This window comes from Pseudomonas sp. H1_F01, from assembly GCF_054681425.1.
Window position 1 is genome coordinate 468,236 of the sequence record NZ_CP162823.1, and the last position, 14,559, is coordinate 482,794.

A 14,559-nucleotide genomic window follows, 5' to 3' on the forward strand; every position below is an offset into this window, starting at 1 on the left:
GATGAATACCGAAGGACTCTCCGAAGTTGCCGTAAAAGATGCTCAGCCCGTGGTCGAGCAGATTGCCGAGACACCGCCGACGCTGGAGCCTGCTGCCCCGGCGGTCGTCGAGCCCGCGCCGGCCCCGGCGATTGTGATTCCCAACCTGGATGACAGCAGCCTGTACATCCATCGGGAGCTGTCGCAACTGCAGTTCAACATCCGCGTGCTGGAGCAGGCGCTGGACGAGTCCTACCCGCTGCTGGAGCGGTTAAAGTTCCTGCTGATCTTTTCCAGCAACCTGGATGAGTTTTTCGAGATCCGCGTCGCCGGGCTGAAGAAGCAGATCACCTTCGCCCGTGAACAGGCCGGTGCCGACGGCCTGCAACCGCACCAGGCCCTGGCGCGCATCAGCGAGCTGGTCCACGGCCACGTTGACCGGCAATACGCGATCCTCAACGACATCCTGTTGCCGGAGTTGGAAAAGCACCAGGTGCGCTTCATCCGTCGCCGCTACTGGACCACCAAGCTCAAGACTTGGGTGCGCCGCTATTTCCGCGACGAGATCGCGCCGATCATCACCCCGATCGGCCTCGATCCGACGCACCCGTTCCCGCTGCTGGTCAACAAGAGCCTGAACTTCATCGTCGAACTGGAAGGCATCGACGCCTTCGGTCGCGATTCCGGCCTGGCGATCATTCCGGCGCCACGCCTGCTGCCGCGTATCATCCGCGTGCCGGAAGACGTTGGCGGCCCTGGCGACAATTATGTGTTCCTGTCGTCGATGATCCACGCTCACGCCGATGACCTGTTCCAGGGCATGAAGGTGAAGGGTTGCTACCAGTTCCGCCTGACGCGTAACGCCGACCTGTCGGTGGACACCGAGGACGTCGAAGACCTGGCCCGCGCCCTGCGCGGCGAGCTGTTCTCCCGTCGCTACGGCGATGCGGTGCGCCTGGAGGTGGCCGACACCTGTCCGAAACACCTGTCCGACTATCTGCTCAAGCAGTTCAACCTGCATGAGACCGAGCTGTATCAGGTCAACGGCCCGGTCAACCTGACTCGACTGTTCAGCATCACCGGCCTGGACAGCCATCCGGAACTGCAATACCTGCCGTTCACGCCGCAGATCCCGAAACTGCTGCAGAACAGCGAGAACATTTTCAGCGTGGTCAGCAAGCAGGACATCCTGCTGCTGCACCCGTTCGAGTCGTTCACGCCGGTGGTCGACCTGCTGCGCCAGGCCGCCAAGGACCCCCACGTCCTGGCGGTGCGCCAGACCCTGTACCGCAGCGGCGCCAACTCGGAAATCGTCGATGCCCTGGTGGATGCGGCGCGTAACGGCAAGGAAGTCACGGCAGTGATCGAATTGCGTGCGCGCTTCGACGAGGAATCCAACCTGCAACTGGCCAGCCGCCTGCAAGCGGCCGGTGCGGTGGTGATCTACGGCGTGGTCGGCTTCAAGACCCACGCCAAGATGATGCTCATCCTGCGCCGTGAAGCCGGTGAGATCGTGCGTTACGCCCACTTGGGCACCGGCAACTACCACGCTGCCAACGCCCGCCTGTACACCGACTACAGCCTGCTGACCTCTGACGATGCCTTGTGCGAAGACGTCGGCAAGCTGTTCAGCCAGTTGATCGGCATGGGCAAGACCCTGCGCATGAAGAAACTGCTGCATGCGCCGTTCACCCTGAAAAAGGGCATGCTCGACATGATCGCCCGGGAGACGCAGTTCGCCCTGGACGGCAAGCCGGCCCACATCATTGCCAAGTTCAACTCGCTGACCGACCCGAAGATCATTCGTGCGTTGTACAAGGCCAGCCAGTCGGGCGTGCGCATCGACCTGGTGGTGCGTGGCATGTGCTGCCTGCGACCGGGCATTCCGGGGGTGTCCCACAACATCCACGTACGCTCGATCATCGGGCGCTTCCTGGAACATACGCGGGTGTTCTACTTCCTCAACGGCGGAGAGGAGCAGATGTTCCTGTCCAGCGCCGACTGGATGGAGCGCAACCTCGACAAGCGGGTCGAGACCTGCTTCCCGGTGGAAGGCAAGAAGCTGATCCTGCGGGTCAAGAAAGAGCTGGAAAGCTACCTTACCGACAACACCCACAGCTGGAGCTTGCAGTCGGATGGCCGTTACATCCGCAACACGCCGACCGGCAACCAGAACCCGCGCAGCGCCCAGGCGACCTTGCTCGAGCGCTTGAGCAGCCCGGTGTTGGCGGTTCGTTAAACGCTCGAAGGTTGGGGGCAGGCTTAGCTTTTGTGGCGAGGGGATTTATCCCCGTTGGGCCGCGAAGCGGCCCCAACGGGTAGGCAGGTTTTAGGGCTGCTACGCAGCCCAGCGGGGATAAATCCCCTCGCCACAAGAGATCTGCGTTGCAGTCGATAATCAGTGAATGTTCAGCACAATCCCGACCCGGGTCAGCCATTCCGCTTCCTGGGCGAAGTCGGCCTGGGTCAGTTGGTTCTCTTCCAGCCAATTTTCGGGGAACAGCACATCCAACTGATCGCCATTGGCGTGCAGGACCACCTGGGGCATTTCCTGGGTGCCACGGATGTGATGGAACAGGATCGCAAAGCGCAGCAGCACGCACAGGCGAATCAGCTTGATGCCGTCATCGCCGAACTCGGCAAATTTATCCTTGGGAATGTTGCGCCGATGGCCGCGCACCAACAGCGCGAGCATTTGCTGGTCTTCCCGGGAAAACCCCGCCAGGTCCGAATGCTCGATCAGGTAGGCGCCATGCTTGTGGTAGTGATAGTGGGCGATGTCCAGGCCTACTTCATGGACCTTGGCGGCCCAGCCCAGCAACTCGCGCCAGACCCCGTCGTTCAAGTCCCAATCGTCGGCCACCTGGTCGAAGGCGTGCAGCGCCTTGCGTTCGACCCGTACGGCCTGTTCCAGGTCGACGTGATAACGCTCCATGAGCGAGCCCAGGGTGCGCTCGCGCACGTCTTCGTGATGATGACGCCCCAGCAGGTCATACAGCACGCCTTCGCGCAGGGCGCCTTCACAGTGGTCCATGCGTTGCAGTTCGAGGGCGTCGAAAATCGCCTCGAGGATGGCCAGGCCCGCGGGGAAAATCGCCCGGCGATCAGGCTTGATGCCTTCGAAATCGATCTTGTCCGCTTCGCCGAGCTTGAACACCCTGCGCTTGAGCCAGGCCAGGCCCTCGGCGTTGACCTCGCCAGTGCCGTGACCGCCGGCCTTGAGAGCCAGGCCTATGGCCCGAATGGTCCCTGAGGAGCCGATGGCTTCGTCCCAGGTCAGGCGGTGCAGGGCGTGTTCGATGCTCATGATTTCCAGGCGCGCCGCCGTGTAGGCCTGGGCGTAGCGGGCCGGGGTGATCTTGCCGTCGCGGAAATAGCGCTGGGTGTAGCTGACGCAGCCCATCTGCAGGCTTTCGCGCAGCAGCGGTTCGAAGCGCTGGCCGATGATGAATTCGGTACTGCCGCCACCGATGTCCGCCACCAGGCGCTTGCCCGGGGTGTCGGCCAATGTGTGGGAGACGCCCAGATAGATCAGGCGGGCTTCTTCACGGCCGGAAATGACTTCTACCGGATGCCCGAGGATTTCTTCGGCGCGGCGGATGAACTCGCCACGGTTGCGCGCCTCGCGCAGGGCGTTGGTGCCCACGATCCGCACCGCGCCCAGGGGCATGCCGTTGATCAGTTGGGCAAACCGCTTGAGGCAATCGAGCCCGCGCTGGATGGATTCTTCGCTCAGCTTGCGCTCTTCGTCGATACCGGCGGCCAGTTGGACCTTCTCGCCGAGCCGCTCAAGAATGCGGATTTCCCCGTTCTGGGCCTTGGCGACGACCATGTGGAAGCTGTTGGAGCCCAGGTCTATGGCAGCGATCAGGGACAGATTCTTGGCTTGGGATGGCGGCATGGTCAAAAAGTCTCGGTCGATAACCTCGCCATCCTGCCACGATCGACCGCTTACGCCAACGCAAAGGCGACCGCTTTGCGGTCAATCGCGAGCAAGCTCGCTCCCACATGGGTTCTGCGTCGTGTGCACAATCGCAGGCAACCGATAATCCTGTGGGAGCGAGCTTGCTCGCGATGAGGCCAGAGCCGGTAACGCAGATTCTCAGGCTGCCGGCTCGACCATCCCGATAAAATTCGCCAGCTCCGCCGTCTGCGGATTGGCGAACAGCACCTTGGGATCGCCCACCTCATGCACCTTGCCCTGGTGCATGAATACCAGCTTGTCGCCGACTTCCCGGGCAAAACGCATTTCATGGGTGACCATGATCAGCGTCATGCCTTCCTTGGCCAATTGGCGCACCACGCTGAGCACTTCATTGACCAGCTCCGGGTCCAGGGCCGAGGTGATTTCGTCGCACAGCAGCACCTTCGGCGACATCGCCAGCGCCCGGGCAATCGCGACCCGTTGTTGCTGGCCACCAGACAAGCGGTCCGGGAAGGCATCGAATTTCTCGCCAAGCCCGACCCGTTCCAGCATCTGCCGCGCCAGCACGGCCGCCTTGGCCTTGGGCACTTTTTGCACAACTTGCGGCGCGAGCATGACGTTCTCGCCCACCGTCAGGTGCGGGAACAGGTTGAACTGCTGGAACACCATTCCGACTTTCTGCCGCAGGCTGCGCAGGTCGGCGCGGGCCGCATCGAGGTATTCGCCGTCGACTTCGATCACGCCGTCGTTGATCGATTCCAATCCATTGAGGGTGCGCAGCAAGGTGGATTTGCCCGAGCCGCTGCGGCCGATGATCGCCACCACCTGGCCTTCCTCGACACTCAGGTCGATGCCTTTGAGCACGTGATGATCGCCGTAGTATTTATGCAGGGCGGTAATTCTAAGCAGAGGCATGCAGTCTCCTTTCCAGGTAGCGCGCACTGAGGGACAAGGGGTAGCAGAGCAGGAAATAACCGAGGGCGACCAGGCCATAGACCATGAACGGCTCGAACGTGGCGTTGGCGAGCATGCCGCCGGTCTTGGTCAGTTCGGTAAAGCCAATGATCGAGGTCACGGCCGTGCCCTTGACCACTTGCACCGAAAAGCCCACGGTCGGCGCCACGGCGATGCGCAGGGCCTGGGGCAGGATCACGTAGCGCAACTGCTCCAGCGGGTTGAGGGCCAGGCTCGCCGAGGCTTCCCACTGGCCGTGGGAAATCGAGTCGACACAACCGCGCCAGATCTCCGCCAGGTAGGCGCTGGTAAACAGCGTCAAGGCAATCGCCGCCGCCATCCAGGGGGAAATCTCCACCCCGGCCAGGGCCACGCCGAAGAACACCAGGAACAGCTGCATCAACAGCGGTGTGCCTTGGAACAGCTCAATGTAGGTACGGGCGATGTTGCGGGGCAGGGCGCTCTTGGAGATGCGCAACACCATGATCAGCAAGCCGATCACGCCGCCACCGATAAACGCCACCAGCGACAGCGCCAGGGTCCATTGCAGGCCGGTGAGCAGGTTGCGCACCACGTCCCAGAAAGTGAAATCGCTCATCGGCCGCTCCCGTTGCTGCTCTTGTACAGGCAGCGGCGACCCACCCAGTTCAGGAACTGGCGGATCAACAGCGCCATGCACAAGTAGATGAGCGTGGTCAGCGCATAGGTTTCGAAGGCGCGGAAGTTGCGCGACTGGATGAAGTTGGCGGCAAAGCTCAACTCTTCGGTGGCGATCTGCGAGCAGACCGCCGAGCCGAGCATCACGATGATGATCTGGCTGCTCAACGCCGGCCAGACCTTGCCCAGTGCCGGCAGCAGCACCACATGGCGGAAGGCCTCGAAACGGCTCATCGCCAGGGCCGCGGCGGCTTCCAGTTGCCCCCGCGGGATCGCCTGGATGCCGGCGCGGATGATCTCGGTGGAGTAGGCGCCGAGGTTGATCACCATCGCCAATACCGCCGCCTGCCATTCGGAAATCTGCAGGCCCAGGGACGGCAAGCCGAAGAAGATGAAAAACAGCTGCACCAGGAACGGTGTGTTGCGGATCAACTCCACGTACACGCCGAAGATCGCCGCGAACGGACGAATGTTCCACGCCCGCACCACGGCCCCGACGATGCCCAGGCTGACCCCGAGCAACGTACCGATGGCCGTCAGTTCCAGGGTGAACAGCGCGCCGCGCAACAGCAGCTCGGTGTTTTGCACCACCGGCAGAAAATCGAACTGATAAGCCATGCTCAGCCTCTCAAGCGACGATCAGAGATCGGCCGGCAGCGGCTGCTTGAGCCAGGTCTGGGAGTTTTTCTCCAGGCTGCCATCGGTCTTGGCGGTGGCGAGGATCTGGTTGACCTTCTCCAACAGCGCCGGCTCGTTCTTGTTCACGCCTACGTACACCGGCGAGTCCTTGAGTTTTACCTTCAGCGCTGGAACACGCTTGGGGTTGCGTTCGCTGATGGCGACCATCACCACGTTGCCGCTGGCGATCAGGTCCACTTGACCGGCCAGGTAGGCGGCGATGGTCGAGTTGTTGTCTTCGAAGCGCTTGATGGTGGTGCCTTCGGGGGCGACCTTGGTCAGCTCGATGTCTTCGATGGCGCCACGGGTGACGCTGATGGTCTTGCCCTTGAGGTCGTCCAGGTTGTTGATGGCGGCGTCAGGCGGACCGAACACGGCCAGGTAGAACGGCGCGTAGGCACTGGAGAAGTCGATGACCTTTTCCCGCTCCGGGTTCTTGCCCAGGCTGGAAATCACCAGGTCGACCTTGCCGGTGGTCAGGAAGGGGATGCGGTTGGTGCTGTTGACCGGCGTCAGTTCAAGCTTGACCTTGAGCTGGTCGGCCAGCAGTTTTGCAGTGTCGATGTCCAGGCCGCGGGGTTTCATGTCCGGGCCTACCGAACCGAATGGAGGGAAGTCCTGGGGCACGGCAACCTTGAGGGTGCCACGCTTGACCACGTCTTCCAGGCCATCGGCGTGGGCGGGTAGCTGACAGAGCATCAGGCTGGCAAACAGGGCTGTGAGCAGGGCGCTGCAACGCTGAATCATGGCGAATCTCCGCAATCGGTGATGTGATTTCTGCGTTCGGACAGAGCACAGGCCATGCCAAGGCGACTTTTCAGCAGGCCAAGCCACGGTTTTGCTGGTGGGGAGCGGTCTTACTGGTCTGAACAGTCGTGGCATTTTTCGCACCGTTATCGGGCGTCGGTATTTGTCGCCGAACCCTGCTGGGGCACGACTTGCCGGGCGCGGCGAATAGCTTTACAACTAGCCGCTCACTGGCCCGGTTCGTCTTAAAAATCATGAATTCCATCGCTCGCGCCGTTCCTGAAGTGGCCCTGCAAGCCATCCGCAAACTGATTGTCGATGAAGGCTTCGGCCCGGGCGATGCGTTGCCGTCGCAACGGGACCTGGCGCTGCAATTGGGGGTGAGTCGGGCGTCGCTGCGCGAAGCGCTGTCATCCCTCAGTGCCCTGGGCATGATCAGCGTGCAGCCGGGCAAGGGGGTTTTCGTGCAGGCCCCGGTAGAGGCCCCGCGCAGCGAATCGGCGCCGGGCTGGCCGTTCGCGGCCCAGGCCTCGCCAGTGGATATCTTCCAGTTGCGCTACGCCCTGGAGGGTTTCGCGGCGGGGTTGGCGGCGGTGACCCTCAGCGCCGATGAGCTGGACACGCTGCAAGACAATGTCGAAGCCATGCGCCGTGAACTGAAGATCGGCGATTTCGATGCCGCCGCGCGGCTGGATTTCGAATTTCATCGGCGAATCCTGTTGGCCAGCGGCAATCAGGCGATGCTGAGCATCCTTACTGCCAGCGCCGACATCTTCCTGGAAAGCCAGAAACTACCGTTCATCAGGGCGGAGCGGGCGATGGAAACCTGGCAGGAGCATCGCAAGATCCTTCGCGCCCTGGCTCGTCGGGCTTCAGGCGCTGCGCAAAAAGCCATGCAGGAACATGTACGTAACGCTGCACTGCGTACCGGGATTTCCTTCGTCGCCCCCGCGGCTTCGTGACCTCGGCCATACCCAAAGCCATCGACCGCCATAGCGAGACTCAATCAACTGCGGCTTCCTGAACCCGGGAAGGGCCGCTATGATGGGCCACGTTTTTTTGCTGACAACCCCGGAGATTTCCATGAGCAGCGATCTGATCAAACACGTTAGCGACGCTAGCTTCGAGGCTGACGTACTCAAGGCCGAAGGCGCGGTACTGGTCGACTATTGGGCTGAGTGGTGCGGTCCCTGCAAAATGATTGCCCCGGTCCTGGACGAGATTGCCGAGACCTACAAAGGCAAGCTGACCGTTGCCAAGCTGAACATCGACGAAAACCAGGAGACTCCGGCCAAGCACGGCGTACGTGGTATCCCGACCCTGATGCTGTTCAAGAACGGCAACGTCGAAGCCACCAAAGTGGGTGCGCTGTCGAAGTCGCAACTGGCTGCTTTCCTCGACGCCAACATCTAAGCGCCGAATGCCACTGGAAAAGCCCCGCAAATCGCGGGGCTTTTTCGTTATTCGGGGCTAGACGCTTGCAAACCCAGGTGGTACATTCGGCCCCGCACTGGTTTCTCCATTGCCCCCTGCAAGCCGTCGCCGACGCTCTCCTTTCGAATAAGTACGCGATCCTGTCGCCTTCTCCGCGGCGCGGCCTCATTAAGCCAAAAGCTTAATTTCCCCCCTCCATAAATGATTACGTCATTCCTATATGAATCTGACTGAACTCAAGCAAAAGCCGATTACCGAACTGCTCGAATTGGCCGAACAGATGGGCATAGAAAATATGGCCCGTTCGCGCAAGCAGGACGTGATTTTCTCCCTGCTCAAGAAGCACGCGAAAAGCGGCGAGGAAATCTCCGGTGATGGCGTGCTGGAGATTCTCCAGGACGGCTTCGGCTTCCTTCGCTCCGCAGACGCTTCCTATCTCGCCGGCCCAGACGATATCTACGTCTCGCCGAGCCAGATCCGTCGCTTCAACTTGCGCACCGGTGACACCATCGTTGGCAAGATCCGCCCTCCGAAGGAAGGCGAGCGTTACTTCGCCCTGCTCAAGGTCGACACGATCAACTTCGACCGTCCGGAAAACGCGAAAAACAAGATTCTCTTCGAGAACCTGACCCCGCTGTTTCCGACCGTGCGCATGAAGATGGAAGCCGGCAACGGTTCCACCGAAGACCTCACCGGTCGTGTCATCGACCTGTGCGCACCCATCGGCAAAGGTCAGCGTGGCCTGATCGTGGCGCCGCCGAAAGCGGGCAAGACGATCATGCTGCAGAACATCGCGGCCAACATCGCCCGTAACAACCCTGAAGTTCACCTGATCGTGCTGCTGATCGACGAACGTCCGGAAGAAGTGACCGAGATGCAGCGCACCGTGCGCGGCGAAGTGGTCGCCTCGACGTTCGACGAGCCGCCGACCCGCCACGTGCAGGTTGCCGAAATGGTGATCGAGAAGGCCAAGCGCCTGGTCGAGCACAAGAAGGACGTGGTGATCCTGCTGGACTCCATCACCCGTCTGGCCCGTGCCTACAACACCGTGATCCCGAGCTCCGGCAAGGTGCTGACCGGTGGTGTCGATGCCCACGCGCTGGAAAAACCGAAGCGTTTCTTCGGCGCCGCGCGGAACATCGAGGAAGGCGGTTCGCTGACCATCATCGCCACCGCGCTGGTTGAAACCGGTTCGAAGATGGACGAAGTGATCTACGAGGAATTCAAGGGCACCGGCAACATGGAGCTGCCTCTGGATCGCCGTATTGCCGAGAAGCGTGTATTCCCGGCCATCAACATCAACCGTTCCGGCACACGCCGCGAAGAGTTGCTGACCGCCGACGACGAGTTGCAGCGCATGTGGATCCTGCGCAAGCTGCTGCATCCGATGGATGAAGTCGCCGCCATCGAGTTCCTGGTCGACAAGCTGAAGACGACCAAGACCAACGACGAGTTCTTCCTGTCGATGAAACGCAAGTAACACGAAGCAACGCTTCAAAAAAAGAGCGCCCTGAATAGGGGCGCTCTTTTTTTTGCTGAAGTTTGTATCAAAATCGACACTTTTAAAGGCCGGCAGTGTCCTTGCTGTTGGCATTGTATATTTCAAGGCAAGGAGCGTTATGCACACGTTTGGCAATCGCCGTGATATCGACGGCTTGAGGGCCTTGGCTGTTATCCCGGTGGTGTTGTTTCATTTCGGCTTCAGCACGTTCAGCGGCGGCTTTGTCGGCGTCGATATCTTCTTTGTCATTTCCGGGTTCCTGATAACCAGCATCCTGTTCCGTGAAATCAGTGCGCAGCGTTTCAGCTTCGTCGATTTCTGGGCCCGACGTGCGCGACGTATCCTTCCGGCTTTGAGCCTGGTGCTGTTGGTAACCTTGGCATTGGGCTGGGCGCTGCTGACGGCAAAGGACTTTTCGGAACTTGGCCGGACGGTTCGTTATCAGTCGCTGTTCATTTCAAACATCTTGTTCATGCGTGAAGACGGCTACTTCGAGCCGGCATCTGACCTGAAGCCACTGCTTCATACCTGGTCATTGGCTGTCGAGGAGCAGTACTACATTTTCTTTCCGTTGCTGATGGTGGTGTTGATGCGTCAAGTCCGTCATTGGCGCTGGATGCTGTTTACCGTCTTGCTGATTTCCTTCGGGCTGAACATCGCTTACATCGACCGCAAGCCTGACGTCACTTTTTTCTCGTTGCCGACACGTGCCTGGGAGCTGTTGTGCGGTGCGATGCTCGCGGTATTGCCCACCTCCAGACACGCTGTGAGGCCGTGGCTCTATCAGTTGGCGGGTGTGGCCGGGTTGGCGGCGGTGCTGCTGGCTGTTTTCACCTTTGACAGGACCACGACGTTCCCGGGTTGGGCCGCTCTACTGCCTGTTCTCGGCGCCACCGCGCTGATCTGGTCCGGGGCGCAGGGTTCGACCTGGGTCGCTCAACTGCTCGGTGCCAGGGTGCTCGTCTGGATTGGTTTGATTTCCTATTCCCTTTACCTGTGGCATTGGCCGGTCTATGTCTATGCCAATGCTGTTTCCATCGACGGTATCGAGCATCTGGAGGCGCTGGGCTGGATGCTGCTGGCGTTGAGTCTTGCCTGGCTGAGCTGGCGCTTCGTCGAACTTCCGTTTCGTGAGAAACGCTTGCTGCCCGGACGCAAACCTGTGTTGGTAGGAGGCTTGCTGGCGATGGTTGCCCTGGCGGTGACAGGCTCGGTGGTGCGTTCGGCGGATGGCTTTCCACAACGCCTTACCGGCAAGGCGCTGGAGTATGCGCAGGCGCTGGATTGGAAGGCCGGGCAGATGGAATGCATGCTGGTGACCTCGGACAAGAGTCTGGACAAGGCGTGCCTGATTGGCGGGAACAAAGAAACCCCGGCGACTCAACTGTTCTGGGGTGACAGCCATGCCGCGGCGTTATTGCCGGCGATTGAAGATAACGCCACACGTGAGGGGCGCCCGGTATGGCTCTACAGCATGAGCGCCTGCCCGCCGATCCTGAGCGACGATCTGCGTCAGCGTTGCAGGGATTTTAACGAAAACACCATGGAGCAGGTTCGCCGCCTGCAGATCAAGGATGTGGTGCTGGCTTCCAATTGGAGTCTTTACGTCTACGGTCGCGAGGATGGCGACAAGAAGGTGTTGCTCAACCCTCGTGACAACAGGGTCGAGGCCGAGGCGCGTATGGCTACGGCGCTCAAGGCACGGGTGGCAATGTTGAGGGAGGCGGGCGTGCAAGTGTGGTTGTTCAAGGAAGTCCCGTTGCAGCGCAAGGGGGCTATCAGTCGATTGACCAGCCTGGCCCGTGTCGGGCGTTCAGCCGAGGGGTTGGGGCGTCCACTCCAGGAACACTTGGCACGCCAGGGGTTTCTAAGTGCCTTGTTCGATTCGATGAGCGCTGCCGATCCGGGTGTGCATGTCATCGACCCGACCCCGCTGATGTGTTCGGGTCAAATCTGCAGCATAGAGGTCAACGGCTATTCTCAGTACAGGGACGAGGATCATCTGTCTGACCTTGGCAGCGCCCGGCTGAGTCCATTGTTTACCCCAATGCTGCTGGGTACGACTGACAATTGATCGCGGCCATGCATGCTCGGGCTGCTGTTTGGACGTTAGAGCAGGTAGGATGTACGCCTATTTTCGGGGTGGCATCTCAATGAAATTCAAGGATCTTCGGGATTTCGTGCAGCAGCTTGAGCAGCGCGGCGAGTTGAAACGCATCCAGGTTCCGATCTCTCCAGTGCTGGAGATGACGGAAGTCTGCGACCGCACGCTTCGGGCCAAAGGCCCGGCGCTGTTGTTCGAAAACCCGACGGGCTACGACATTCCGGTCTTGGGCAACCTGTTCGGCACGCCGGAGCGCGTGGCCATGGGCATGGGCGCCGAAGCCGTCAGCGAACTGCGCGAAATCGGCAAGCTACTGGCGTTCCTCAAGGAGCCCGAGCCGCCCAAAGGCCTGAAGGACGCTTGGTCCAAACTGCCGATTTTCCGCAAGATCATTTCCATGGCGCCGAAAGTCGTCAAGGACGCGGTTTGCCAGGAAGTGGTGATCGAGGGCGACGATGTCGACCTGGCCATGCTCCCGGTGCAGACCTGCTGGCCGGGCGACGTGGGGCCGCTGATCACCTGGGGCCTGACCGTTACCAAAGGCCCGAACAAGGATCGCCAGAACCTGGGCATCTATCGTCAGCAGGTGATTGGCCGCAACAAGGTCATCATGCGCTGGCTGAGCCATCGGGGCGGTGCGCTGGACTACCGTGAGTGGTGTGAAAAACACCCCGGCCAGCCATTCCCGGTGTCGGTGGCCCTGGGCGCGGACCCGGCGACTATCCTCGGCGCCGTCACGCCGGTGCCCGACAGCCTCTCCGAATATGCGTTCGCCGGCCTGTTGCGAGGCAACCGCACCGAGCTGGTGAAATGCCGCGGCAACGACCTGCAAGTGCCGGCCACCGCCGAGATCATCCTCGAAGGGGTGATCCATCCTGGTGAAATGGCTGATGAAGGTCCGTACGGCGACCACACCGGTTACTACAACGAAGTTGACAGCTTCCCGGTGTTCACCGTCGAGCGCATCACCCATCGGATCAAGCCGATTTACCACAGCACCTACACCGGTCGTCCGCCCGATGAGCCGGCTATTCTGGGGGTGGCGTTGAACGAAGTGTTCGTGCCGATCCTGCAGAAGCAGTTTCCGGAAATCACCGATTTCTATTTGCCGCCGGAAGGCTGTTCGTATCGCATGGCCGTGGTGACCATGAAGAAGTCGTATCCGGGGCATGCCAAGCGGGTGATGCTCGGTGTCTGGTCGTTTTTGCGACAGTTCATGTACACCAAGTTCGTTATCGTCACCGACGACGATATCAACGCACGGGACTGGAACGACGTGATCTGGGCCATCACCACGCGCATGGACCCCAAGCGCGACACGGTGATGATCGAGAATACGCCGATCGACTACCTCGACTTCGCCTCGCCGGTGTCCGGCCTGGGGTCGAAGATGGGGCTCGATGCTACGCATAAATGGCCCGGTGAAACCACCCGTGAGTGGGGCCGGGTTATCGTCAAGGATGAGGCCGTTACCCAACGGATCGATGCCATCTGGAATCAGTTAGGAATAGATTGATGCGTGTAACCTTGCAGCCTTCCGGGGCGGTGCTGGAGATCCGGCCCGCCGAGCGGATTCTCGATGGCGCGCGGCGCCTGGGCTATGAATGCCCGCAAAGCTGCCGTAACGGCAACTGCCATGTCTGTGGCGCGTTGTTGGTGGAAGGCCGCGTGGAGCAGGCGGGCGAGGTGCGCGATCATGGTGAGATCTTCACGTGCATCGCCGAGCCGCTGGAGGACTGCGTGGTGTTGTGGGATGGCGTGCTGTCGCCGGGTGAGCTACCGGTACGCAACCTGGCGTGCCAGGTGGTCGAGTGCGCCGACGTGGGGGGCGATGTCTGGCGCGTGCACCTGCGTGCGCCGGCCGGCAAGCCGCCGCGCTATCACGCCGGGCAGTACCTGATGATCGAACGGGAAAACGGCGAAAAATCGGCCTTCTCCCTGGCCTCGGCACCACATTCGGGGCGCGAGCTGCAATTACACGTATTGGTGCGCGAAAGCAGTGCACAAGCCCTGCTGGAGCAACTGCGACGCAACCCCAGCGTGCGTATCGAGATGCCTTTTGGCGACACGCATTTGTCCGAACTGCCGGACGGACCGTTGGTGTTGATCGCCGCCGGAACCGGCATGGCGCAGATGCACAGCCTGATCGAGCATTGCCGGGCAGCGGGTTTCAAGCACCCGGTGCACCTGTATTGGGGTGTGCGGCGGCCGGAAGATTTCTATGAAATCGAGCATTGGGACGAATGGAAAAAACTGCCGAACCTGTTCCTGCATAAAGTCGTCAGCGACTTGTGCGGCTGGGAAGGGCGCTGCGGGATGCTCCACGAAGCCGTGTGCGAGGACATCAGCGATCTTTCCGGCGTGCACGTCTACGCCAGCGGCTCGCCGGCCATGATCTACGCCACGCTCGATGCGCTGGTGGAAGCCGGCATGGACGCCCATCAAATGCGCGCCGACGTGTTTGCGTATGCGCCGCGGGCTTGAGCCACTCTTGAAATTTGCCTGAGGTCTGCTTTTGTGGCGAGGGAATTTCCGCTTTGTGGGAGCAAGGCTTGCCCGCGAAACAGGCAACTTGGTCTC

12 protein-coding genes are annotated in these 14,559 nt (G+C 60.9%); 7 read left to right on the forward strand and 5 right to left on the reverse strand.

Translation table 11 applies throughout. The features are described 5' to 3' along the window. Position 1 precedes the first annotated feature (1 nt). Positions 2–2,218, forward strand: a complete 2,217-nt coding sequence (ppk1, locus tag AB4O09_RS02120; protein ID WP_003206739.1) for a polyphosphate kinase 1 — start codon at positions 2–4, stop codon at positions 2,216–2,218. A 159-nt stretch (positions 2,219–2,377) separates the two neighbouring features. On the opposite strand, the gene ppx is transcribed toward ppk1, so the two are convergent. The 5 genes from ppx to AB4O09_RS02145 all read right to left on the reverse strand — a co-directional run bounded on the left by ppx (position 2,378) and on the right by AB4O09_RS02145 (position 6,940). After that, positions 2,378–3,880 (reverse strand): exopolyphosphatase, encoded by a 1,503-nt coding sequence (ppx, locus tag AB4O09_RS02125; RefSeq protein WP_003206738.1) that lies wholly within the window; start codon positions 3,878–3,880, stop codon positions 2,378–2,380. Positions 3,881–4,081: 201 nt separating this feature from the next. Then, a complete protein-coding gene (locus AB4O09_RS02130) occupies positions 4,082–4,819 on the reverse strand; it encodes an amino acid ABC transporter ATP-binding protein (protein WP_003206736.1) in 738 nt (245 codons plus the stop codon). After that, a complete protein-coding gene (locus AB4O09_RS02135) occupies positions 4,806–5,456 on the reverse strand; it encodes an amino acid ABC transporter permease (RefSeq protein WP_003206735.1) in 651 nt (216 codons plus the stop codon). Before AB4O09_RS02135 ends, AB4O09_RS02130 begins: the two co-directional genes overlap by 14 nt. Continuing rightward, entirely contained in the window at positions 5,453–6,133 is a 681-nt protein-coding gene (locus AB4O09_RS02140; protein ID WP_003206733.1) for an amino acid ABC transporter permease, read from the reverse strand. Before AB4O09_RS02140 ends, AB4O09_RS02135 begins: the two co-directional genes overlap by 4 nt. A gap of 21 nt (positions 6,134–6,154) precedes the next feature. After that, positions 6,155–6,940: a transporter substrate-binding domain-containing protein gene (locus AB4O09_RS02145; protein WP_013694526.1), complete on the reverse strand. Its 786-nt coding sequence runs from the start codon at positions 6,938–6,940 to the stop codon at positions 6,155–6,157. Between the two features lie 254 nt (positions 6,941–7,194). Here AB4O09_RS02145 and AB4O09_RS02150 point away from each other — a divergent pair, with 254 nt between their 5' ends. The 6 genes from AB4O09_RS02150 (at position 7,195) to AB4O09_RS02175 (ending at position 14,463) form a co-directional block, all read left to right on the forward strand. Next, positions 7,195–7,902 carry a FadR/GntR family transcriptional regulator gene (locus AB4O09_RS02150; RefSeq protein WP_003206729.1) on the forward strand — a complete coding sequence of 236 codons (708 nt, stop codon included), beginning with the start codon at positions 7,195–7,197 and terminating at the stop codon, positions 7,900–7,902. Between the two features lie 121 nt (positions 7,903–8,023). After that, positions 8,024–8,353, forward strand: coding sequence for a thioredoxin TrxA (gene trxA / locus AB4O09_RS02155; RefSeq protein WP_003206727.1), 330 nt, complete (start codon positions 8,024–8,026; stop codon positions 8,351–8,353). A gap of 241 nt (positions 8,354–8,594) precedes the next feature. Further along, a complete protein-coding gene (gene rho, locus AB4O09_RS02160) occupies positions 8,595–9,854 on the forward strand; it encodes a transcription termination factor Rho (protein WP_003206716.1) in 1,260 nt (419 codons plus the stop codon). A gap of 139 nt (positions 9,855–9,993) precedes the next feature. After that, positions 9,994–11,949, forward strand: a complete 1,956-nt coding sequence (locus tag AB4O09_RS02165; protein WP_013694524.1) for an acyltransferase family protein — start codon at positions 9,994–9,996, stop codon at positions 11,947–11,949. 79 nt (positions 11,950–12,028) lie between these two features. Beyond that, positions 12,029–13,495 (forward strand): 4-hydroxy-3-polyprenylbenzoate decarboxylase, encoded by a 1,467-nt coding sequence (gene ubiD, locus AB4O09_RS02170; RefSeq protein WP_028237440.1) that lies wholly within the window; start codon positions 12,029–12,031, stop codon positions 13,493–13,495. Continuing rightward, entirely contained in the window at positions 13,495–14,463 is a 969-nt protein-coding gene (locus AB4O09_RS02175; RefSeq protein WP_003206708.1) for a CDP-6-deoxy-delta-3,4-glucoseen reductase, read from the forward strand. Before ubiD ends, AB4O09_RS02175 begins: the two co-directional genes overlap by 1 nt. The last annotated feature ends 96 nt before the right edge of the window (positions 14,464–14,559 follow it).